The sequence below is a fragment of the Brevibacillus antibioticus genome, from assembly GCF_005217615.1.
Taxonomy (GTDB): domain Bacteria; phylum Bacillota; class Bacilli; order Brevibacillales; family Brevibacillaceae; genus Brevibacillus; species Brevibacillus antibioticus.
Map to the genome: position 1 here is coordinate 231,484 of NZ_SZNK01000001.1, position 23,745 is coordinate 255,228.

A 23,745-nucleotide genomic window follows, 5' to 3' on the forward strand; every position below is an offset into this window, starting at 1 on the left:
ATAATAAAGTCAACGAAGGTCAGGAAAGGTCAAAGATCTTCTGAATTCCAAAACAACGCTTTTGGGGGGATTGAATATGCATTGTGAAATCTGCAAACAACGAGAAGCAACTGTGACTGTTCATATACGTGTACAAAATCAGCAGCAAAAATACGATCTGTGCAAAGACTGCCAGACAAAACTGACCAACAAAATGGGGGTGGGCATGGGTTTTAGTCCGTTCTCCTCCTTCTCTGGATTGGATGAGTTTCTGCAAGGCTTTGCCCAAGGTCGGGTGAGTCCGGGAAAATCTTCCAGTCAACCACAAGCACCAGAGCGTGGCGGAGGTATTCTCGATGACCTAGGCCGTAATTTAAACGATGCGGCACGTGCAGGACTGATTGACCCTGTGATTGGTCGCGAACAAGAAATTGAGCGTGTCATTGAGATTTTGAACCGACGCAACAAGAACAATCCGGTTCTGATCGGGGAACCAGGGGTCGGGAAGACCGCGATTGCGGAAGGCCTCGCTCTGCGTATTACGGAAGGGCAAGTACCGACCAAGCTGAAAAACAAGCAGGTATACATTTTAGATGTCGCCTCTCTGGTTGCAGGGACAGGAATTCGCGGACAGTTCGAGGAAAAAATGAAGCAAGTAATTGCCGAGCTGCAAAAACGCAAAAACGTCATCTTGTTTGTGGATGAGATTCATCTCTTGGTAGGGGCAGGCTCTGCGGAAGGATCGATGGATGCAGGGAACATCCTGAAGCCTACACTGGCTCGTGGTGAGTTGCAGCTGATTGGGGCAACTACGTTAAAAGAGTATCGTGTGATTGAAAAAGACGCTGCTCTGGAGCGCCGCCTGCAGCCAGTCATGGTCAAGGAACCAACCGTAGAACAAGCCATCGAGATTTTGAAAGGTTTGCGTCCGAAATACGAAGCATTCCACCAAGTCGCTTACTCGGATGAAGTCATCCGTGCCTCCGTGGAATACTCCCATCGTTACATCCAGGATCGATTCTTGCCCGACAAGGCGATTGATCTCATGGATGAAGTGGGCTCGCGTTTGAACCTAAGATCCTCCGTGGTGGATACGTCAGAGTTACATGAGCGTCTGGCGCAAATCAATCAGGAGAAAAAGGAAGCGACGGAGCAAGAAGCGTACGAACGAGCTGCCCGTCTGCGAGACGAAGAAGCGGGCATTTTAGAGAAGCTGGATCAAATCGAAGGCAAGGAACAACGCGTCAAGGTTGATGTCACAGACATCCAAGCCTTGATCGAGCAAAAGACGGGGATTCCTGTTACCAAACTGCAAAGTGATGAGCAGATGAAAATGAAAAACCTGGCAGCTCATTTGGAAGCAAAAGTCATTGGTCAATCCGAGGCGGTCACACAAGTCGCGAAGGCGATTCGACGCAGTCGTGCAGGTCTGAAACCGAAAAACAGACCGATTGCTTCCTTCCTGTTCGTCGGTCCGACTGGCGTAGGGAAGACAGAGCTGTCCAAAGCGCTAGCAGAGGAGCTGTTTGGTACCCGCGATTCCATGATCCGCCTCGATATGAGCGAGTACATGGAGAAGCACGCGGTATCCAAATTGATCGGTTCTCCCCCGGGCTACGTCGGCCATGAAGAAGCAGGTCAGCTGACAGAGCGCGTACGCCGCAATCCGTACAGCATTATCCTGCTGGATGAGATCGAAAAAGCACACCCGGACGTGATGCACATGTTCCTGCAAATTCTGGAGGATGGCCGTCTGACAGATAGTCAGGGCCGTACGGTGAATTTTAAGGAGACGGTCATCATTGCGACGAGCAATGCCGGTGTGAGCGAGCGTAAAATCTCCGTTGGCTTTGGAGCAAAAGCGCCCGAGCTTACTACCGTGCTGGATTCTCTAGGAGCGTACTTCAAGCCGGAGTTCCTGAACCGCTTCGACTCGATCATTTCCTTTGCCCATCTGGAAAAACAGGATTTGGTCAAAATCGTCGATCTGCTGCTGCAAGATGTTATGGGCAATCTATCTGAGCAAGGAATGGAGATCAGCGTGACAGATGCCGCAAAAGAAAAGCTGGCTGAATTGGGCTACAACCCTTCCTTCGGAGCACGTCCATTGCGTCGCGTGATTCAGCAATACGTCGAGGATGGCATTGCGGATCTGGTGATGGAAGGAGACAATGTGACAGCAATGCTAATTGATGTAGAAGAAGAAGGCATCCGTGTCAAAAAAGCATAACAGGCCAAAAAAAGAAACCCCAATGTGTGAATTGGGGTTTCTTTGCTATTTATTCAGTACTTTCTCATTGATGCCATTGCTGACACCAGCGTTTTCCATTTTCAGCTGGCGGCGCTTGGTAACAATTTTCTTCACCCATAATCCGACCAAGATGAGCGGCACCATGATGAGGAATATATAGAGAGAAACGTTATGGACCATATTTTCCGCCATTTTACCGTAAAAATAAAACAATAATCCGACTGCGTAAAATTTGACTGCCCGTCCAATTGCCGCATACCCAAGTAATTTCCACAACGGGAATTTCAAGCAACCCGACATGATTGTAAATACTTTAAACGGAATCGGTGTAAATGAACCGATGAAGATCGCGACTTCGCCCTTCTTTTGAAACATCTCTGTGGCAGAGTCAATCCATTCCTTCTTGAGGATTTTGTACAGAACGGATTTACCTAGTACTTTACCGATAAAATAACCGACGGGTGTCCCTATGAGACAAGCGATATAGCCTACCGTTGCAATCCACAATGCCTGAGAAGGATCAACGAGGCTAAGTGGCACTTGAAGAAAGAAGGCAGGAACGGGAAAGATGACTGCGTCTGCAAAAGAATGGATGAACATTCCCAAATAGCCGTATTCCATTAAGAAATCTAAAATGTTCTGAAGCATCTATTTCTCCTTTGTCATTCTATCGTTAACTGCCAGTCATCAATTCAATTAAGTATGTGTATAGATGCGATTCTACTTCAAACTGGCCGACTATGGAACGAATTTTTTTGAAATGGATTCACTTATTATACAACGAAATACCCCAATCCCTGCATCTTGAAACAATTTATACCAAAGAATCATCCGGGTAAACCATGTTCTTTGTATCTGATAATACGATGTAGATTGTTTTCTGGTTACTCAATAGTTCCATTATCGTGATTTCATTGTTGTCCAAAAACGCACCCCCGCCGGATTTTATCTACGACTTAAGGCGGATAGGTTAACGCTGCATGCGGCGTAACACATCCATTAACACGTCAATCCCTTGCTCAATCACTGCTTCCTTGGCATAGGACACATTCAGCTTCAACATATTTTCTTGAGGAAAGCCCATCAAGTAATTTTTGTCAGTAGCATCCACAAGGATCGAGCGTTTTTTGAGCTGGTTAATAACAGCAGGGACCGGGGTGGAATCGTTCAAAACAATGTGCGTATGAATCCCCGGATATGCAAGGGGCTGAAAGGTGAACAGATGCTCTTCATTCGCCGAGAAATGGTTCAAGGACGTCATCAGCAGGTTGGATCGCCGGTGATAGGAACTGCGTATCTTTTGCTTGTGGCGCTCGAACATTCCGCTTTTTAGGTAAATTTCCAACGCAGCTTGAGATAACATGGAGCTGTCAATATCCATGAGTCGTTTGTGTTGGTTGAAGGAATCCTTAAGCGCGTCAGGTAAAACAGCTACACCCAGACGGAGCCCGGGAAAAATAATTTTGGAATAGCTTTTTACATAAATCGTGCGAGAAAAGCGGTCATAGGTAAAGAGGGGATCGGCTTTGCTGTCATGCTCAAGGTCTGCCATGTAATCGTCTTCCACGAGATAGACGTCGTACTGCTGAGCAAGCTCCACAATGCGCTGTTTATCCTTTCGGCTGTACGACGTACCGAGCGGGCTATGATAGCGAGGCATTGTATAGAAAAACTTGATTTCTCCCGTTCGGAAAATAGACTCCAGCTCTTCTAAATCGATCCCTTGGGCAGTGCGCTTGATCCCCACGACAGGATGCTTGCGTACTTGCAAGCTGTCAATGAAAAGGTGGTAGCTGGGCTGCTCAATCAGAATCGTTTCTTTCCCATTTGGAAAAGGAAGACTGCACAGCAGGGTTAGAGCTTGTTGGACACCGGAGGTAATGAAAATATTGCCTGGGTCCGTAAAAACCTGATGGTTCCCAAGTAGCTTGGCGACGACAGCAATGAGCGATGGCAAGCCTTGCGTGGTTCCGTAAATGAAAAGATCGTTTTTATAGGTTTCAATCGCTTTATTGATGCAGTGTTGAAAGTCGATATAAGGAAAGAGGTCAGGATCGGGAGCAGAGGTCGCAAAATCGATTATCGACGTATCTGCGGGTTGTATCTTCCTTTGCTTTTTCACGACGTAGTAGCCACTTCGGTCGACCGAGTAGATAAGATGACGCTTTTCCAGCTCATCCAAGGTGCGGATAACGGTACTTTTGCTGCATTGGTAGCGAGAGGCGAGCTCCCGAATGGAGGGAAGTCGGTCTCCGTCTCGATAGGAGAGGCTTTCAATCAACGTTTCGAGTTCATTTTGAAGCTGCAAATATTTGTGCATTCCAAAAACATTCCCTTACCGCTGAATTTGTATCGGTACAGTTACTCCTTTTTTGCATTGTAGCACGATTGATCCCCCATTACTATTAACCTAAGACGGCCGTCTGTAAAAAGTCACCAGTAGGAGAGATAGATACGATGAAAGACCAACAAAAAGCGATTCTTGCGGCATTACTGAACGCAGGGATTACCGGCTTGTCGTTTTTGTTTTTGAAAATGGCACTCGCTGTAACCAACCCAGTTGATACTTTGGCACACCGTTTTACCGTGGCATTTATCGTTGCTTCTATCCCGATCGTGTTTGGGTGGATCAAGCTGTCCATCAAACCAAAAGACATGCTTACGATTATACCGCTCGCCATGCTGTACCCCATTCTGTTCTTTACCCTTCAGGCGTTTGGACTGGTGTATACCACTTCGTCTGAGGCGGGGATTATTCAAGCAACCGTTCCGATTTTTACCATGATCATGGCGGCATTCTTTTTGGGAGAGTCTTCTACGTGGCTGCAAAAGCTGTCCACGCTTTTATCCGTAGGAGGTGTCGTGTACATTTTTGCAATGAAGGGGATGGGTGTAAGCTCAAGCTCAGGGAGCAGTATCGGTACCATTCTCATCCTGTTATCCGCGTTTTCTTTGGCGGGGTATAGTGTTCTGGCGAGGAAAATGACAAAGTCCTTTCATTATATAGACATGACGTATATGGTGGCGTTACTCGGATTTTTGTTTTTTAACGGCTGGTCAGTCATTCGCCATAGTGCAGAGGGGACTTTATCGAACTATTTTGCCCCTTTCGCCAGCTCGGCATTTATCATCTCGATTGTATTTTTGGGGATACTGTCCTCGCTCATGACGTCCTTTATGACCAACTTTGCCTTGTCCAAGATGGAGGCATCCAAACTCAGCGTGTTTAACAATTTGTCTACGTTGGTTACGATCGTGGCAGGCGTTATCTTTTTGCAGGAACAACTGGCATACTACCATCTTATTGGCGCAGTAATGATTATTTTCGGGGTGATTGGGACGAATTTCCTAGGGGCAAAATTAAAAAAACAAAAGCACACGCCTCAATCGAAATCCACATCTGTGTGAGAAAAGATAGAAAGGATACGTAGCAGAGCGAATGTTTATTCATTGGCTCTGTTTGTTTTTGTGGAGGAATCGTTCGTGAAACTGTTTACAAATCGTATCATACACGATATAGTTACCTAGATTGTGAGTATAATGACATATGGTGAGATGACGGAATGAAAAAAATTATACATCTGGATTCAATTGAAAAGAGATTTGCAGATACTGTCGTCGTCCCCTCTTTTTCTCTCTCCATCGAAGAAGGGGAGTTTTTGACGTTACTCGGCCCCAGTGGCTGTGGGAAAACGACACTGTTGCGAATGATTGCTGGCTTTGAGCAGCCAACGACCGGGGAAATTTTCCTAGACGAAAAGCCCCTCAGCCATGTGCCGCCATATCAACGCGATATGAACATGGTGTTCCAGCAATATGCTTTGTTTCCACACATGACCGTGGAGCAAAACATCCTGTTTGGTTTGAAAATGAAAAAAGTGAACGCAGCTGAACAACAAAAGCGTTTGGAGGAAGTACTTCAGTACGTCCAACTGACAGAATTGCGGAAACGTACGCCAAAGCAGCTATCTGGCGGACAACAGCAACGCGTAGCAATCGCACGGGCGATTATTAACAACCCACGCGTTTTGCTTCTGGACGAGCCATTAGGTGCACTAGACTACCAATTGCGAAAAAGCTTGCAGCTTGAACTGAAAAACTTGCAGAAGAACCTAGGGATAACGTTCATTTACGTCACCCATGACCAAGAAGAAGCGATGGCAATGTCCGATCGAATCGCGGTCATGAACAAGGGACGAATTGAACAAATTGCTTCTCCAGCAGAGATTTACAACTCCCCGCAAACCTTGTTTGTGGCTACCTTTATTGGGGAAAACAACATTTTTCGGGAAAACGGAACGAATGCAGCGGTACGTCCGGAAAAGATCAAGTTGTACCCGGTTGACTCCGACAAGGACAAGCACAAGAAGCTGGGCACCATTGCTGACGCGGTGTTCCTCGGCAATTTGCGCAAGGTATTTATCCGCCTCGAAGGGCAGGATATGACCGTAATGGCACACCAGTACGCAGGTGACGGTCTGGACTGGCAGGTGGGAGATCAAGTGGCCATTGGCTGGGCACAGACGGACGAGGTGATTCTTCCTTGTTAAACAAGAAGCCGGTAAAACTGCTCGCGCTTCCCGCCCTTTTGTGGATGGGTGCGCTTTTCGTCCTGCCTATGCTTATGATTGCCATCCTGTCTTTTCTCAAAAGAGGCACGTACGGGCAAGTTGTCTATGAGTTTACGCTGAACAATTACATCCGTATTTTCGATCCGCTGTATGGCCAAATTTTTGGGGATACGCTGGTCGTAGCGGTTTTAACAACGGTATTTTCGATTTTGTGCGGCTATCCGTTAGCGTATTACATTTCACGACTGGAAAAATCGACTCAGCAAATATGGCTTTTGCTCGTGATGATTCCGTTTTGGATCAACTTCTTGGTCCGTTCCTATGCGTGGGTAATCATCCTGCGTTCGCAAGGCGTAATCAACACGTTCCTGCAATCGCTGGGCATTATTTCGGAGCCGCTGCCGCTTCTGTACAATTCAGGTTCTGTCCTGCTCGGGATGGTGTACACACTCATGCCGTTCATGGTCCTGCCGATTTATGTGTCACTGGAGCAGATGGATCGTCGCAAGCTGGAAGCAGCGTATGATCTGGGCGCAACACCTTGGAAAGCTTTTTGGCACGTGACTCTGCCGATGACCAAGACAGGTGTCGTCACTGGGTCGATCCTCGTATTTGTTTCTTCCATCGGGATGTTCGTCGTTCCGGATGTCATGGGAGGAGCGAAATCGGCTCTGATCGGAAACGTCATTCAAAATCAGTTTTTGTCTGCGCGTGACTGGCCGTTCGGTTCTGCCTTGTCCATCGTGCTGATGCTATTGTCCATGCTGTTGATTCTTCTTTATTTCCGCGCTACCAAAGCGAGTGAGACAAAGGAGGAATCGGCATGAAAACATTACGTCGAAACGCACTATCTGGATACTCGTGGCTGATGCTCGTCTTTTTGTATCTGCCAATCTTGATCCTTGTCCTTTATTCGTTCAATGATTCACGGATCAACGCTACGTGGACTGGTTTTACGTGGAAGTGGTACGTTTCTTTGTTTGAAAACAGGCAGGTCATGCAAGCGCTGATGAACAGTATGACGATTGGGGTTATCAGCAGCGTCATTGCAACCGTATTGGGTACGGCTGCTGCTCTGGCGGTCAAGCACTATTCCCTGCGTTGGAGCAATATCTTCAACGGGCTGATGTATTTGCCGATCGTCATCCCGGAGATCATGATGGGGTTGGCTATGCTCGTGCTGTTTAGCCAGGTACATATGGAGCTGGGGAAAGTGACCCTGATCCTGGCGCATGTTACGTTTAGCATGCCGTATGTAATGGTCATTATCTCTGGTCGTTTGGCTGATATGGGCAAAGAACTGGAAGAAGCGTCTCAAGATTTGGGAGCAACTCCATGGGAGACATTGCGCTATGTGACGCTGCCACTGATCATGCCAGGGATCATCGCAGGCTTCCTGATGGCGTTTACCCTGTCGCTGGACGATTTCATTATTTCGTTCTTCGTGGCTGGTCCGAATTCGACCACATTGCCACTCTACATTTATGGGTTGGTAAAACGAGGCGTCTCGCCAGAAGTGAATGCACTCTCGACACTTTTGATCGTGAGTACTGTGCTGCTGGTTGTGGTGGCAGAGATTTTCCGCCGTAAAGACTCGAAAAATAATCAATCTATCTTTTAGAACCATCATGGAGTTTTCATAAAGGTAATCCTATAACTGATTTGGAGGTTGAGAGGAAAAAATGAAACGTTTCAAGTCCTTGATGATCGGCGCTTTGACCGCCGTACTTGCGGTGACTGCTGTAGGTTGCTCATCGTCATCTAAGCAAGAGCAACAAGTATTGAATATTTATAGCTGGGCAGACAACTTCGACCAAGACGTCATCAAAGATTTTGAGCAAAAATTCAACGTCAAGGTTAACTATGATGTATACGGCAGCAACGAAGAAATGCTGGCAAAAGTTCAAGCAGGTGCATCCGGCTACGACCTGATTCAACCTTCCGACTACATGGTAGGCACCATGATTCAGCTGGGTCTGCTGGAAGAGTTGAACAAAGCCAACATCCCGAACATGGGCAATATCGTGTCTACGTTCAAGACACCTCCTTATGACAAAGAAAACAAGTATTCACTCGTATATACATGGGGCATTACCGGGATCGCGTACAACAAGAAATATGTAAAAGAAACTCCGACAAGCTGGAATGATCTGTGGAATGAAGCTTACAAGGGCCGTGTCATCATGCTGAACGACCCGCGTGAGGTTATGGGAATGGCACTGATCAAAAATGGCTTCTCCAATAGCACGACGAACAAAGATGAATTAGAAAAGTCCTTTGCTGATTTGAAAAAGGTAGTACCGAATGTTGTTGCTTTTGATACAGACAACATCAAGCAAAAGATGATTGCGGAAGAAGCATGGGTCGGAATGGTTTGGTCCGGTGACGCCGCTTTCATTCACGCGCAAAATCCAGATGTTGATTACGTCATTCCGAAAGAGGGCGCAACGATCTGGGCAGATACGCTGGCAATTCCAAAAGGCGCTAAAAACAAGGAAATGGCTGAGAAGTTCATCAACTACCTGATGGATCCAGAAGTCAGTGTGAAAAACTACGAATCGATTGGCTACAGCAATCCGAACGAAAAAGCATACCCACTGCATAGTGAAGAATATCGTTCCAACAAGATGGTCTTCTTGGATACAGCAGACATTGGCCGTGCGGAGTGGCTGGTGGATGTAGGAGAAACCTTGCAGCAGTACGACCGTTACTGGACTGAAATGAAGAGCGGCAGATAAATAGTGGTGAACGAACCGAGATGGAGTATTTCCGTCTCGGTTTTTTCTTTGGGAATAGACCGAGAGCTTTGGAAAAATAATAAGGGAACACCATATATTGGGGTAAACATAAGATGACAACCAACATGATTTCTGAATCCGTTAGCGAGACGCGAGAAAAATTATGGGATCACATGCGAAATCCGCGAATGGTGTTTCGTAACCTTTCGTGTGGAACCAATAGCTTGTTACTCGCCTACTTACCCTATCTAGTTGATACGGTTATTCTCCAGCAGGTGTTGCTTCCCTATTTCGAAAGGTTACCTGAGGAAAAGCTCGTTCCTGATACGATTTTGGGGAATGTTCCTGTTGCTCATGTCACCAAAGCCATGGATTACAGCCAAGTAAGCGATTATCTCGTAAGGGGATGGATTTATCTTCAAATAGAAGGAATGGCGAACGGGCTTCTTCTCTACGTAGCAAAATTACCGAGTCGTTCTTTGGGAGAGGCTCAGGTCGAAACCCAGATTTTCGGTCCCCAGGTTGCTTTTACCGAAGAATTGGAGACCAACTTAGGGGTCCTACAGGGATATCTGTCGACTGATTTGCTTACCAACGTGTCGATTACGATTGGGAAACGTAGCATGACGAATGTGGAAGTATGTTACATGGAGGACCTGGCTGCTCCTGAAAATGTTCAAACCGTCATTCAGCGTATACGTGATCTAGATATAGACGGCGTAATTGACAGCGGAAAATTGGTTCAACTGATTGACGACAATACGTTCTCTATTTTCCCGCAGCTAATCCTAACAGAACGACCTGATCATGTAAGTGAAGCCCTGTTGGAAGGAAAGGTTGTCGTGTTTGTGGAGGGGAGTCCGTTTGCTATCGTCGGTCCCAGTTCCTTCGTAGACTTTTTCAAGTCCAATGAAGATCTCTATATCCGATGGCAAATGGCTTCCTTCATACGATTGTTACGTTTCTCAGCCCTTTTTGTCTCCTTGTTTTTTACAGCTACTTATGTGGCTGCACTTACGTTCCATTATGAAATGATTCCATCTGCTCTCCTCGTATCGCTAGTAAAGTCTCGTTCCAAGGTACCTTTTCCCCCGTTGTTTGAAGCTTTGCTACTTGAGATGATTATTGAATTCTTGCGGGAGGCTGGAGCAAGACTTCCTTTTAAAGTTGGGCAAACGATAGGGATCGTTGGCGGTATCGTAATTGGACAGGCAGCCGTTGCAGCGGGTTTTACCAGTAACATCTTGATCATGATTGTGGCGCTCAGTGCATTAGCTTCCTTTACTTTTCCTTCCTACATGATGAGTACGGCAGTACGCATCCTCCGCTTTCCGATTATCCTGTTAGCTGGAATTTGGGGAGGTTTTGGTATTATGCTTGGCGCGTCTTTTCTATTGATACACATCCTGCGTCAATCAAGTCTGGGACGTCCGTTTTTTCTCCCCTTTTTTCCTTTTCGCTTGCAGGATTTTAAAAACAGTCTGATCCGGTTTCCTTTTTACTCTCTCGGCAAGCGTCCGGTTATGACACGTTCTCCTGACGATACCCGTGTGTCTGATGAAGCAGGGAAAAAAAGACCAGTTCAGTAGTTAGGTGTTGAATGTGAATGTCACTATCCACTTTTCGTCGGAATAGCCATATGGCTATCAGCGTCTCACTTGCGCTATTTATGGTTCATAGCAATCAGGTTGGAATCGGCATAGCGGGTGTACAACGTTTTATATATGATAGGGTGCAACAAGACGCTTGGATTGCGGTCATAATAGCAGGCATTATGACCCATATAGCCGCGTGGTTCATGCTAAAAATCTTAGCGAAATTCAAAGACATGGATTTGTATGACATTCATCAACGTGTGTTTGGAAAATGGCCGGCCCGCGTTCTTAATTTCATCTTTATCGTATATATCATGGGCTCTGCCTTAACGATTTTGAGAGGGTACATCGAGATCATTCAGTCATGGATGTTTCCAGAAGTGCCTTCCTGGATATTAAATGCCTCCTTGCTTTGCCTGGCCATTTATGGAGTGACGGGTGGCATTCGGGTGTTGGCTGGCATTAGCTTTTTTTCTGTCGGGCTGACGGTTTGGCAGTTACTGCTCTTGTTTTACCCCATGCAACACGCCGATTTTCATTTATTGCAGCCAGTCTTTCATCATGATCTTGTAGAGCTTATGGACGGTGCGAAGAAGATGTCTTTTTCCATCATCGGATTTGAGATTATTTTGTTCATCTATCCGTTTGTGAAGGAAAAGGAATTGCTACCGCGATATGTACATGGTGGGCTGTTTATGACCACCTTCTTGTATGTGGCAGTCATGCTGGTTACACTCTTGTACTTTCAAGGGGAACAGCTTCAGCATCTTATATGGGCAACGCTAATGATGATGAAAATTGTAGAGTTTCCGTTTTTGGAGCGTTTTGAGTTTGTGTCTATCTCACTGTGGATGCTCATTATGCTGGATAATTTGCTGATGAACTTGTGGGTAGCCATGCGGGGGGTTCACCATATTAGTGGGGTCAAGGAAAGAATAGCACTTTTCGGGATTATTGGTGTCATGTTTTTTGCCAGCAACTTTTTGGAAACGCGTCAGTCGATTAATTTCATCACGGATATTTTTGGTGGAGTAGGTTTCTATATCATTTTTATTTATCCGATCGTGCTTTATATAGTGATTCGGCTGTTTCGGAAGGGAGCGGTCCGAACATGAAAAGGTTACGGTTGCTTGTTCACTACTTATTAGTGGTCGTGTTGTTGAACGGCTGTGGGGAGCAGCATGTATTAGAAAAATTGGGACTGGCCGTTGCAGTGGGGTACGATCTTAGTAAAGACGGACGGCTGTTAGGTACCACGGTCTTTTATCAAATTGACCCGGAGGCACGTGAGTTAGTCACTGTGATTTCGGGCACAGCGCATACAAGCAAAGGACTTACCGTTGCACAGAACAGGGAGTCTTCCAAAAAAATTGTAGGCGGTCAAATTCGCGTCGTGGTCTATCACGATGAGTTAGCGCGCAAAGGGATCCTTTCTCTTGTGGAAAACTTAACCCGTGATGCCTCCATAGGAAGCAATGTCTATTTAACTGTAGCCAAAGGACGAGCGTATGATATTTTGACACATCGCTATCCAGAGAACAGTAATATCGGAATTTACCTGTATCAAGCCATACGACAGAACGTCGAAGGAGAGAATATGATCTCTTCAAAACTTCATGAGTTCATGAAAGATTATTATGCAGTCGGGAGAGATCCCGTGATGCCTTATATCGAAAGAGTAAAGAACGAATTGCATATTAATCAAATTGGTTTATTTCGAGATCAAAAACTGGTGGCGGAGATTACTTCAAGAGAGGGATTTTTCCTCAAGATATTACGGGAGCGTTACAATAAGGGAGAATTGGAAATAAACATTTCCCTTGATAAAAAGCGTCTTTTTACCGTCATTGAACATATCTCAAGCAAAAAGCAAATGAAAGTACTGGATTTGGAAAAACCAAGATTTTCTGTGAAAGTCAATATGACAGCGCAAATTCAGGAAATGGCTGAAAAAATCGATTTATCAAAGCCTGAGCAGTTAAAAAAGGTACAAAAAGCAATCGAGCTGGCGGTGAAAAAAGAGACGGAGCATTTGCTGGAAAAGTTAAGAAAGCACGATGTAGACCCGGTAGGATTTGGGGAAATCTACAATATAGCCAATCAAAAGAGTGGGAAAAAGAAATTGAGTAGAGATGAATGTCGGGAAATCATGAAAAGGGCGAAATTTGATGTAGATGTCGAGATCAAGATTTTACGTACAGGCGTCATTGGGTAATCGGTTCAAAAATACATAGACAAGCAACATCCCCGGGTGAGATAGTAAGGGGAAGGCGAACCGCTCTTATTGATCCACGGCTTCAATCTGGATACAAGGCTATGGGATGACCAGCTGCAAGCATTTGCACAGACGTATAAGGTCGTTCGCTTTGATATCCGCGGGTTCGGTAAAACACTGGCGACTGACGTTCCTTATACCTTGTACGACGATGTGAAAGCGGTTCTGCAAGGGCTTGGTATCGAAAAAGCGCATGTGGCTGGGCTTTCGTTTGGGGGAATGGTCGCGCTGGAGTTCGCACTTGCTTCTGGTCGCATCCGGCTTGTTTGGTCATCCAAGAAGTGAGCAAAGGCTGCACGATGTGGAACGATTCAATCAAGTGGATTATCCCGATTTTTTACAGATCGCTGATGTATTGACCGAACGGATTACAGGCGCACAAAAAGTCATCCTGCCTGACTCAGCGCATATCCCACCGATGGATCAACCAGAGGTATTCAACAAACTCGTCCTGGAATTCCTCGCACAAAGTACTGTAAGATCATCCTAATACCGTTTTCAAAAGGCATGATCGGAGAGAATTACCGCTCATGTCTTTTTTTGTTTTCAACACTTCGCCACATCAGATAGCCCGATGGAGCCATATAGATTCTCGTACTATTTTGATAGGATTAAGACGAAATAAGGAAGTAGGTGATAGGGTGACAGATAACATTAGACATTATGCGGTTGTGTTTTTGCTCGCCTTTTTACTTGTACTGACAACGGGTATGACAACTGCTTACGCCCATGCTGGCTTAATGGGCAGCTTCCCACAAGATGGTGAGGTACTGAAGGCGAATCCAGGAAAAATATCTGCGTTGTTTACCGAAACATTGGAGCCCGATCTAGTTAACGTGCGTTTATTTGACTGGAATGGCAAGGAAATAAAAGTGGAGCGGCCGACATTGCAGCCGGGTGATGCCTCGCAGTTGAATGTAAATCTGCCGAGCGATTTGGCTTGGGGGACGTATTCGGTTATCGTGTCTGTCGTTTCCGAGGACGGGCATCCGATCGAAGAGAGGCTCACGTTTTCCATCGGACAAAAAAGTGCGTTCGTGGTTCCTCCGAGTGAGCAAAAAGCAGATTCAAGCTACTTGATTATGTACCGCTATTTGGCGCAAGGAATTATTCTCGTCGGTGGCGGCTTGTATCTGGTAGCGTGGAGAGCACAGCGTCATGGCTTGCCTTCGCTTGCCCAGCTCATCGGGATTGGCAGACAAATCGGATGGAGTTTGGCGATCATCGGACTTATATTTTTGTGGTTCTTGTATGACGAATCGTTAACCGCTGTTTCACTTACACAAGCACTGTGGCAGATGGACGGGAACTTGCTCAGTCAGTCTCCGTTTGCGATCATGCTGCTGGTATCTTTTGCACTACTGTTATTGATGGCGATCCCCAATATGGTGTCCGGCTGGTATGTGGGAATCTGGGTTCTCGTGATCAGCGCGCAAGCTTTTGGTGGTCATGCATGGGGCATTGCTCCTGTCTGGCTGTCCATTTTGCTGAGACTGTTGCATGTATTGACGGTCGCCGTGTGGATGGGGGCACTTGTCTACTTGTTACTTACAGTCAAAGTGGCTGAAAGAGGACAGGAGTCGTTCAAGAGGTTCTTTTTGCAGACAGTTGCTGTGGCGGCAGTGCTTGCTGTCGTGACGGGTGTTGTCATGCTCATCGTGCAGACGGATGTCATGAATATTTTCCAGAGTGCAACAGCATGGAGCTATCTGTTATACGGAAAAATAGCAAGTGTCTGCCTCATGCTTCTGCTGGCCTTCAGGCAAACGAGACGCTGGCGGACGAAAAATTCTTTGCAGCCCGCTTACTTGCGTTGGGAAATCGTATTCGGTATTATTGCTGTTCTGGCAGGACTTTGGATGAGCCAGATCAACTATCCGACTGCTACGACAAATAATCAGGCCATGATTCAAACAGATTCAAACTAGGGAGGTTTTCATACGATGAAAATGACAAAATGGATGAGCAGTGTACTGGTAGCCGGTGCAGTTTTGACGTTGGCGACAGCAGCACAAGCACATGTGAACGTATATCCGAAAGAGACTACTACAGGCTCCTATGAAAAATACGCAGTGCGTGTCCCAGTAGAAAAAGACGTCAATACGACAAAAGTGAAGCTGGAATTCCCGGCAGGTGTGAAGGTAAATACTGTACAACCGATTCCGGGCTGGACCTACGAGTTCGAAAAAGATAAAGACGGTGTGAACACAGCGCTTGTGTGGACAGCCACAGAAGGCGGAATCAAGGCGCATGAGTTCCAAGAGTTCACGTTTGTCGGGGCAAACCCGAAAGAAGAGGGCCAATTGGCTTGGAAGGCTTATCAGACCTATGCAAATGGTGAGGTTGTGGAATGGACAGGGGACAAGGATTCTAAAACGCCAGCGTCTGTCACTACCATTAAGGCTGGTGTAGGCGAAGCAGGGCATGAGCATGGACAAGAACAAAAGCCGGCCACTGCTCCTGCTGGGGAAGCGGCTGGTGCAGGCAGCAACAATACCTTGCCATTGGTACTTTCTGGTTTGGCGTTGCTGATCTCCATCGTTAGCCTGTTTAGAAAAAAAGCGTAAGTGCTCCTTAATAAAGCTGTGCAGTGTGTTCAATCATGCTGCACGGCTTTTTTGTTGTGTGACAATTAAAAACATTCTATAATGGCAGTAATTACTTTCGGAGGTGTATATCACATGTTAAAAACACTATTCAGAGCAAGCAAGTACACAGGAAGGAAAAATAGAATGGCAGCATGACGCGTACGCATTTTGCATAGTAGAGGATTGTAGAATAACGATCAGTATGTGAAAACGGAACGCGTCATCTGCCTAAAAAAGGTGGATACTGCTTCCATGTTCATGAATGCGACAAAAGTATATACGATCAAAAGTTTTTTGACTTCCCTCGCCAATACGACCATGTTCACGACTTATGCGCTTTACTATATTGTGACACTGGGTTTTAACCCGTTTGAATTGCTTTTGATCGGGACGGTATTGGAGTTATCTGTGTTGGTGTTTGAAGGGATAACAGGAGTCGTTGCGGATACGTACAGTCGCCGTCGCTCCGTCATTATCGGGATGTTTTTGCTGGGTATCGGATTTGCAATGCAGGGGATCGTTCCCGTGCTTGATGCTTGGGTGCCGTTGTTTTCTATTTTCGGCTTGGTGCTGTTTTCGCAAGTAGTCAGTGGCTTCGGGTATACGTTTATCAGTGGAGCGGATACTGCATGGATTGTGGATGAGGTCGGAGAAGAGAAGATCGGTACGATTTTCATGAAGGCCAAGCGTTACTCCTTGTTTGGGAATCTGCTCGGGATTGCACTTAGTGTGGCGTTAGCATCACTCGCTCCTAATTTGCCTTACCTCATAGGCGGCCTCATGTATCTGGGGCTTGGTGTCTTTCTGATTCTGTTCATGAAGGAGACCGGTTTTGTTCCACGTGAGCGTGAGCAAGGTGCTTCCCACGTAAAGGAAATGATACAGACGTGGACTTCGGGTGCCAAAGTGATTCGCAGTCAGCCGATTCTCATGTTGATCTTGTTTGTGACGCTATTTACGGGTGCAGCTTCTGAAGGGTATGACCGTTTGTGGGAAGCGCATTTGATCGCTGAAATTGGCTTTCCGCAGCTCGCTGCTATTTCGCTGCCCATGTGGTTCGGGATCATTGCCGCACTCGCAAGCTTACTCGGTCTCATCGTCGTAGGCGTTGTGGAAAAAAGGCTGGATGTGAACAATGAGCGGGTTGTCCTTGTGGGCATGTTTACGCTGACAGGGCTCAAAATTGCAGCGATGATTGCTTTTGCCTTTTCCCCTAGCTTTAGCTGGGCATTAGTAGCATTGCTGTTGATCGGTGTGATCCAGTCATTAAGCAGTCCGCTGTATGATACGTGGCTGAATCTAAATATTCAGAGCAGTGTGCGAGCGACGGTTTTGTCGATGATGGGCCAATCCAATGCCTTGGGACAAACGGCGGGTGGGCCGGCTGTCGGATGGATTGGGACTCGTTTTTCGATTCGCGCTTCGCTAGTTGCGGCGGCCATCTTGTTGGCACCGATTCTGATTGTGTTTGGCCGTGCGCTTAGAAAGCGCTGAGTCACACACAGTGCAACAAGCATAAGGTATGTGTCCAGTTCTAGGGCGCATGCCTTTTTTTGTTGAGGCAATGGTTGAGTGATGTAAACGAACTTGCGAACAAATGTTCTCTTTTGGTATGATGATCTCAACAACTAGAAGACACATTTTATGGTGGTGACAGCATGATGATTCTGGAGTTGAGAAGGTACGCAGCCCGGCAGCAAGCAGTGGAGATTATCTATTTGAAGAAAGATGGAGAGGCTAGCAGGCGTACGATTCGTGTGGTGCATATCGATGAGAACAAAGGGAGCTTGAAAGCATATTGCTATATGAGGAAGGCGTATCGTGTATTTGTGTTGGATAACATTTTGGCGATCGCACCTGTGTCTGGACATTTTGCCGGATGAAAAGGAATCATTCCCCAAGCTCCAGCGTTCCAGCCGTACTATGGTATACTAAAGAGGTAAACAACTTCAAAAAAGAGGAAGGGCGGGACAACATTGGATTTCTTCATTGTCATCGTCATCATGTTTTTGATCGTAGTATTTGTCTTAGCGTCCAAAGCTGTAAAAGGCGGAAGTGGGCGCTCTCATTCCTCTTCAGACAGCGGGGGCGGAGCCTTCTATGTAGACAGCTCTCACAATCATCATCATCGAAATCACGACTATGACAGCGGCGATAGCAGTAGTGGTGGAGACAGTGGTGGTGGCGGGGATAGCGGCGGCGGCGGCGGCGGAGATTGACGCTGTTGCATTTTGTTTCATTATGGTACAATAAATGGGAAATATGATTCCAAACCTGAATGGTAGGTTTGCTAAAGGAGAGATGTTTTATGGTAGCCATCAAATTTGTTCAGAGTATTGTAGTCGGGGTCACAGGAATCCTCCTTTCAAGCGAACAGTAATACCGTTCACCAAAATGAGGATTCGACTGTGACTGGTTCTGGCTGATAGCCATATATTTAACCAATTGCAGGGGGAATCCGCAGTGAATCAACTAACCAATCAACAAGTATTGCAATCTATGGGCTGGAATGAGCATTTTGCTAATCATTTTGACCTTTATGCCGAGCAAGGTTACAGTGTGGGACGTATCACACTCGAACATAAACGTATTTATCGTCTGTGGAGTGAGCATGGCGAGCTCCTAGGCGAGGTAACGGGCAAGCTTCGTTATGAAGCCATCGGACGAGAAGATTTTCCGGCTGTCGGCGACTGGGTAGTGATCAGTGCCCGCCCAGAGGAAAAGAAAGCCTCCATCCACGGACTTCTTCCACGTAAGAGCAAGTTTTCTCGCAAGGTAGCTGGGGATACAGTGGAAGAGCAGATTGTGGCCGCGAACGTCGATACCGTTTTCCTCGTGAATTCCTTAAATAATGATTTGAATCTGCGGAGGATAGAACGCTATCTCATTCTTGCGTGGGAGAGTGGAGCCAATCCGGTGATTGTGCTTTCCAAAGCAGATTTGTGTGACGATCTGGATGCATGCATGGCAGAGATAGAATCGGTTGCGATCGGAGTACCTGTTCACGTAGTCAGTGCTGAGCAGGGAGAAGGACTGGATCTGCTCGCACCGTATTTGGGCGAGGGTCAGACGATTGCCTTGATGGGTTCCTCTGGTGTTGGCAAATCCACGTTGATCAATAAATTGAGCGGAGCGGAGAGGCAAAAAGTCAGTGGCGTGCGTGAAGGTGATGACCGTGGCCGCCATACGACGACACATCGCGAATTGTTCCGATTGCCGAGTGGTGCTCTGATGATCGATACACCGGGTATGAGGGAGCTGCAACTCTGGGAAGCAGATGAAGGCTTCCGCGGTGCTTTTGACGATGTCGAGTCTATAGCGGAAACATGCCGTTTCAATGATTGCAAGCATATGCGCGAGCCTGGCTGTGCTGTTCAGGTTGCGATCAATGATGGATCATTGGAAAAGGCACGCTTTGACAGTTACCTGAAGCTTCAACGTGAATTGGCACATCTGGCACGAAAAGAAGAAGCAAGGCTTGCAGCCGCTGAAAGAGATAAATGGAAGAAGATCAACGCTCAAACGCGGCAGAAAAAACCGAAGAGATAAGTAGGAGAGCCCTTGAGAAATCAGGGCTCTTTCCTTTGTTCGAACAAGTAAGCGCTTCCTTTTTCTTTCAAAAATTAACGCTTGCTCACAACGCGGGAGTTATGATAGATTTGGTCAATACTCGTTATTACACTTCGAAATAAATAGATAGGTAGCTCGTATAATTTTGGGAATAAGGCCCAACCGTTTCTACCAGGTGACCGTAAATCATCTGACTACGAGTGAAAGTGCGTCTAGGGTTCCGTCTCTTTCTTTCCTATTCCATAGGGTGAAAGAAAGCTGGTCCGAGCGACGCAGGCACAAATGATGTGCTACACCTAAGGGATAAAAGCCCAGAGGGACAGTTTCACTTGGCGTTGGTTTGTTACGTTTGTTACGTAGCCCGCTTGTGACACTGTCCACTCTGGGCTTTCTATATTTTAGTAGGCCGCATGTAAAAATGGCCGGAACGATATCCGAGGAGGAAAAACTGATGAAAGAATTACAAGAGCGCATCGTACAGGACGGCAAAGTACTGTCGGCATCCGTTTTGAAGGTGGATGCGTTTTTGAACCACCAGGTAGATCCACAATTGACGATGAAGATCGGACAGCGCTTTGCCGAGCTGTTTGCTGGTGAAAAAATCACAAAAGTCGTGACGATTGAGGCAAGTGGCATTCATTTTGCTATGGCGACTTCCTTTGCGTTGGGTGTTCCCTTTATCTACGCGAAAAAGAAAAAAGCTGTCACGTTGACAGAGGAAGTATACTCTGCTCCTGTTCATTCCTTTACCCGTCAAGAAACGTATCAAATCAGTGTTTCCCGTCAGTATTTGTCCAAAGAAGACCGCGTATTGATTGTCGATGACTTCCTGGCTACGGGAGCTGCTCTAGTGGGACTTACGAATATTCTCAAAGATGCAGGAGCTCATCTCGTCGGGGTTGGTGCTGTGATTGAAAAAAGCTTCCAGGAAGGCCGTGGTCTCTTGGAGCAAGCTGGCGTACGAATCGAATCATTGGCACGTATTGAATCAATGTCACCAGAAGGCATTCACTTTATTGAAGAAGAGCCTGCACGCGTATAATCAAAAAGTTAATAGGAGGTAAGGGTTCACTCATGCTAGCCAAACATAAGATTGTTACTTTGGGCTTACAGCACATTCTTGCCATGTATGCAGGAGCTGTCGTGGTACCGTTGATTATCGGTGGTGCTTTGAATCTGACTCCTACGCAAATCGCTTATTTGATTGCTGCCGACCTATTCACATGCGGAATCGCAACGCTCTTGCAAGTCCTTGGCACACGTTATACAGGGATTCGCCTTCCTGTTGTGCTAGGCTGTACGTTTACAGCAGTAGGACCGATCATTGCGATTGCATCTACGAGTAATCTAGCGACCGCTTATGGTGCCATCATCATATCGGGTATATTCGTTGTCTTGGCAGCCCCACTGTTTGGCAAGCTGCTCCGCTTTTTCCCAACCGTGGTACAAGGTTCAGTCGTTACGATCATTGGACTGTCGCTCATTCCTGTTGCGATGAACAACGCGGCTGGCGGACAAGGAATGCCGGATTTTGGACAACCGCACAATTTGCTCTTGGCTTTAGGAACGTTGGTTATCATTTTGCTTATTAATCGTTTCTTTACCGGATTTATTCGTGCGATTTCTGTATTGCTCGGGTTGATTGTCGGTACGGTTGTAGCTTACATGATGGGGATGGTCAGCTTCGCGAGTGTTGCGGAAGCCTCTTGGTTTAGCGTGGTTGAACCGTTTTACTTCGGTACACCACAGTTCAGTATTGTGGCCATTGTTACCATGATTCTCGTCAACATCATCAGCATGGCTGAGTCCACAGGTGTTTACTTTGCACTTGGTAAAGTGACTGGTACCAAAGTAACGGATCAAGATGTTGTCAAAGGATTACGCGGGGAAGGGGTCGCCATTGTACTGGGCGGTATTTTCAACGCATTCCCTTACACGGCTTTTTCGCAAAACGTCGGTCTGGTTTCCTTGACTGGCATTAAATCACGTGATGTGATGATTGGTGCCGGTGGGATCTTGGTCGTTCTCGGATTACTGCCAAAGCTGGCAGCTTTGACAACGGTCATTCCTAACGCGGTATTGGGTGGAGCGATGATCGCTATGTTTGGGATGGTAGTTGCATCAGGTATCAATATTCTCTCGCAGGTTGATTTGAACAAAAACGAAAATCTGCTGATCGCTGCTTGCAGTATCGCTGTCGGACTAGGCTCTGCTGCGGTTCCGGCGATGTTTGATCAACTGCCTACGTTGGCAAAAATGATGCTGCAAAATGGTATCGTGACAGGGTCTATGACGGCAGTCATCTTGAATATCTTGCTCGTTCATACGAATAAAAAAGCATCTCAGACTGCTCCGGCAAATGTAACGGTTTCGGAAGCGTCTTAACATCATCAGATAATGAACCGTCGTTTCCTGGATAGACAGGAGGGGGCGGTTTTCTTTTATCGTGGCTACGGTGGGGAGAAGAATATTTCCAGTCTAAGCTCAGTGCTCCGTCCCGCTGGGGGTTGGGACTGTCCGCTCTGAAGGAATTCGCGGGGAAACGCAAAAGTGGTAGCCGCTTCGTCGCGTGGGCACGGTTGCGTTTCTTTTGCCCGCGAATCCCTTCTCCGCTCGGTCGGACTCCACAAGTCGCTACGTCTGGAAATATTCTTCTCTGTCGTAACTGATCACTTTCTTCAATCTTTTAAGTCGTGAAAAGATCGGTAAACACGAAAAGCTCGTAGAGGAAACAGGAGAAAAAAGCGAAGATCTTAGGGACACCGACCGAGGCGCAATGAAAAAAAGAGAAACAAGCCCTTAGCGTCCACCTCTGAGACACCTCCTGAAAGGACGACTTTGGACGCGGGTTTCGCTTTTTTTCATGGAGCCGGGCAGTCAATCCCCCAGCGGGTGGCTCTAGAATCTGAGCGTTTTCTCCTGTTTCCTCCCCACCACTACAGCTGGAATAACGTGCTTTTTCAAATACGCAAAAAAGGCTTCCCCGCAATGACAAGCGTCCAACAGGGCTGGCCAAGTTTTACATACGATGACCATGTAAAACAAACGACCTCCAGAAAGGAAGGGGTGCCATGGCAACCTTTCAGGAAGCGCTCCTGGCCAAGAAACATTTGGTCAAAAGGTGGAAGCGGATGCCGGGCGTAACTGGCATCGGAATTGGCTACGCAAACGGAAAAAACAAAAAAGGCGGCGCCTGTATTGTGATGTATACCGTTAATGCAAGTGCCGCCGTGAAGAAGAGATGCCCGAGTTGCGTCCTTGTCAAAAGACAGGTAGCGACAGCCCATGTATCCGTTCCGGTGCGAACCGTCACCTCTGGACGGTGCCATTGTCATCCTGCTATACGTCCCTCTGCAACGAATTATCGCAGCAGAATCAGACCTGTGATCGCTGGGTATAGCATTGGCTACCCAGGGGCGTCCGGAACGGCTGGTTTAATCGTTGCCCGAGGGGGACAACGGTTTGTGTTGAGCAACAATCACGTTCTGAATCGTAACAATACGGGCGGCTATACCGAGACCATCCAGCCAGGTGGAGCAGACGGGGGCCGTTCAGGAAGGGACCGAGTCGGACGTTTGTATCAGTATGTTCGACTTCGGAGAAATGCAGTGAATCGAATAGATGCAGCGATTAGTATCCCTACTTCGAATCGACTACTTGCCCCGCGTTATGCAACAGTGGGCAGAGTACCAGGTGTGATTCGTTCGTATGGCATCGGGCGCAGATTGAAAAAGGTGGGCCGTTCATCAGGGCTGGCATGGGGAACGGTCGAGTCGATCCACACCGATATTAATGTCAGTTACGGGAACTACGGAGGACTGGGGACCATCCGTTTTCAGAATCAGACGGTCATCAGGAGTACGGTTCCCATCTCCTTGCCTGGAGATTCCGGCTCTGTTTGGCTGACTGCGGGCAATTATGCGGCGGCTGTGAATTTTGCTGGTTCAGCCAATGGCAGGCTCTCGATTTCGTATCCGGTTATCTGGGCATTGCAAGCGTTTGGCGTCGGGGTAGCAAGAGCAGCAGGGAGAGTCGACAGATCAGTTGCCAAAGCCAAAAGAGTCAGGAGAAACAACGCTCGTACGAGACCACTGTCTGCCACTGAGTTAAACCGTGTTCAAACAAAAAAAGCTGCCTCTAAAAGGCAGCCGGGCAAGAAAAAGACGAATAGATAATAG

At 46.9% G+C, this 23,745-nt stretch carries 22 protein-coding genes and 1 riboswitch; of the genes, 20 read left to right on the forward strand and 2 right to left on the reverse strand.

The genetic code is table 11. The annotated features are described in order from the left end of the window. Positions 1-76 precede the first annotated feature (76 nt). On the forward strand, positions 77-2,209 hold the full coding sequence (locus E8L90_RS01065) for an ATP-dependent Clp protease ATP-binding subunit (RefSeq protein ID WP_137027622.1): 2,133 nt from the start codon (positions 77-79) through the stop codon (positions 2,207-2,209). A 45-nt stretch (positions 2,210-2,254) separates the two neighbouring features. On the opposite strand, the gene E8L90_RS01070 is transcribed toward E8L90_RS01065, so the two are convergent. Together E8L90_RS01070 and E8L90_RS01075 are read right to left on the reverse strand one after the other, a co-directional pair. Next, entirely contained in the window at positions 2,255-2,878 is a 624-nt protein-coding gene (locus E8L90_RS01070; RefSeq protein WP_137027623.1) for a YqaA family protein, read from the reverse strand. A gap of 322 nt (positions 2,879-3,200) precedes the next feature. Continuing rightward, complete coding sequence (locus E8L90_RS01075) at positions 3,201-4,550, reverse strand: aminotransferase-like domain-containing protein (RefSeq protein WP_137027624.1); 1,350 nt, start codon at positions 4,548-4,550, stop codon at positions 3,201-3,203. Between the two features lie 137 nt (positions 4,551-4,687). Here E8L90_RS01075 and E8L90_RS01080 point away from each other — a divergent pair, with 137 nt between their 5' ends. The 19 genes from E8L90_RS01080 to E8L90_RS01165 all read left to right on the forward strand — a co-directional run bounded on the left by E8L90_RS01080 (position 4,688) and on the right by E8L90_RS01165 (position 23,742). After that, positions 4,688-5,638: a DMT family transporter gene (locus E8L90_RS01080; protein WP_137027625.1), complete on the forward strand. Its 951-nt coding sequence runs from the start codon at positions 4,688-4,690 to the stop codon at positions 5,636-5,638. Between the two features lie 155 nt (positions 5,639-5,793). Continuing rightward, the gene (locus tag E8L90_RS01085; protein WP_016743157.1) at positions 5,794-6,780 is read left to right on the forward strand and encodes an ABC transporter ATP-binding protein; all 987 of its coding nucleotides are present in this window, start codon (positions 5,794-5,796) and stop codon (positions 6,778-6,780) included. A gap of 44 nt (positions 6,781-6,824) precedes the next feature. Beyond that, a complete protein-coding gene (locus tag E8L90_RS01090; protein ID WP_208759453.1) occupies positions 6,825-7,628 on the forward strand; it encodes an ABC transporter permease in 804 nt (267 codons plus the stop codon). Next, entirely contained in the window at positions 7,625-8,422 is a 798-nt protein-coding gene (locus E8L90_RS01095) for an ABC transporter permease (RefSeq protein ID WP_137027627.1), read from the forward strand. The genes E8L90_RS01090 and E8L90_RS01095 overlap by 4 nt, the downstream gene beginning before the upstream one ends. Positions 8,423-8,483: 61 nt before the next feature. Continuing rightward, positions 8,484-9,539, forward strand: coding sequence for an ABC transporter substrate-binding protein (locus E8L90_RS01100; protein ID WP_137027628.1), 1,056 nt, complete (start codon positions 8,484-8,486; stop codon positions 9,537-9,539). 113 nt (positions 9,540-9,652) lie between these two features. After that, the gene (locus E8L90_RS01105; RefSeq protein WP_137027629.1) at positions 9,653-11,128 is read left to right on the forward strand and encodes a spore germination protein; all 1,476 of its coding nucleotides are present in this window, start codon (positions 9,653-9,655) and stop codon (positions 11,126-11,128) included. A gap of 17 nt (positions 11,129-11,145) precedes the next feature. Further along, positions 11,146-12,249, forward strand: coding sequence for a GerAB/ArcD/ProY family transporter (locus tag E8L90_RS01110; RefSeq protein ID WP_137027630.1), 1,104 nt, complete (start codon positions 11,146-11,148; stop codon positions 12,247-12,249). Then, positions 12,246-13,349 (forward strand): Ger(x)C family spore germination protein, encoded by a 1,104-nt coding sequence (locus tag E8L90_RS01115; RefSeq protein WP_137027631.1) that lies wholly within the window; start codon positions 12,246-12,248, stop codon positions 13,347-13,349. The genes E8L90_RS01110 and E8L90_RS01115 overlap by 4 nt, the downstream gene beginning before the upstream one ends. A gap of 69 nt (positions 13,350-13,418) precedes the next feature. Further along, positions 13,419-13,694 carry an alpha/beta fold hydrolase gene (locus E8L90_RS30525; protein ID WP_244297124.1) on the forward strand — a complete coding sequence of 92 codons (276 nt, stop codon included), beginning with the start codon at positions 13,419-13,421 and terminating at the stop codon, positions 13,692-13,694. 16 nt (positions 13,695-13,710) lie between these two features. Beyond that, positions 13,711-13,899 (forward strand): alpha/beta fold hydrolase, encoded by a 189-nt coding sequence (locus E8L90_RS30530; protein WP_244297125.1) that lies wholly within the window; start codon positions 13,711-13,713, stop codon positions 13,897-13,899. A gap of 151 nt (positions 13,900-14,050) precedes the next feature. Further along, entirely contained in the window at positions 14,051-15,337 is a 1,287-nt protein-coding gene (locus tag E8L90_RS01125) for a copper resistance CopC/CopD family protein (protein ID WP_137027632.1), read from the forward strand. Between the two features lie 15 nt (positions 15,338-15,352). Then, on the forward strand, positions 15,353-15,976 hold the full coding sequence (locus E8L90_RS01130) for a YcnI family copper-binding membrane protein (RefSeq protein ID WP_137027633.1): 624 nt from the start codon (positions 15,353-15,355) through the stop codon (positions 15,974-15,976). 273 nt (positions 15,977-16,249) lie between these two features. Further along, on the forward strand, positions 16,250-17,491 hold the full coding sequence (locus E8L90_RS01135) for an MFS transporter (protein ID WP_167497569.1): 1,242 nt from the start codon (positions 16,250-16,252) through the stop codon (positions 17,489-17,491). Between the two features lie 164 nt (positions 17,492-17,655). Further along, complete coding sequence (locus E8L90_RS01140; protein WP_244297126.1) at positions 17,656-17,880, forward strand: WYL domain-containing protein; 225 nt, start codon at positions 17,656-17,658, stop codon at positions 17,878-17,880. 93 nt (positions 17,881-17,973) lie between these two features. Beyond that, the gene (locus E8L90_RS01145; protein ID WP_137027634.1) at positions 17,974-18,216 is read left to right on the forward strand and encodes a hypothetical protein; all 243 of its coding nucleotides are present in this window, start codon (positions 17,974-17,976) and stop codon (positions 18,214-18,216) included. A gap of 244 nt (positions 18,217-18,460) precedes the next feature. After that, complete coding sequence (gene rsgA / locus E8L90_RS01150; RefSeq protein WP_137027635.1) at positions 18,461-19,546, forward strand: ribosome small subunit-dependent GTPase A; 1,086 nt, start codon at positions 18,461-18,463, stop codon at positions 19,544-19,546. A gap of 136 nt (positions 19,547-19,682) precedes the next feature. Further along, positions 19,683-19,784: riboswitch (purine riboswitch) on the forward strand. A 234-nt stretch (positions 19,785-20,018) separates the two neighbouring features. Then, positions 20,019-20,609 carry a xanthine phosphoribosyltransferase gene (locus E8L90_RS01155; protein WP_137027636.1) on the forward strand — a complete coding sequence of 197 codons (591 nt, stop codon included), beginning with the start codon at positions 20,019-20,021 and terminating at the stop codon, positions 20,607-20,609. Positions 20,610-20,641: 32 nt separating this feature from the next. Further along, a complete protein-coding gene (locus tag E8L90_RS01160) occupies positions 20,642-21,952 on the forward strand; it encodes a nucleobase:cation symporter-2 family protein (protein WP_137027637.1) in 1,311 nt (436 codons plus the stop codon). A gap of 686 nt (positions 21,953-22,638) precedes the next feature. Then, positions 22,639-23,742 (forward strand): chymotrypsin family serine protease, encoded by a 1,104-nt coding sequence (locus E8L90_RS01165; RefSeq protein ID WP_137027638.1) that lies wholly within the window; start codon positions 22,639-22,641, stop codon positions 23,740-23,742. Positions 23,743-23,745 lie beyond the last annotated feature (3 nt).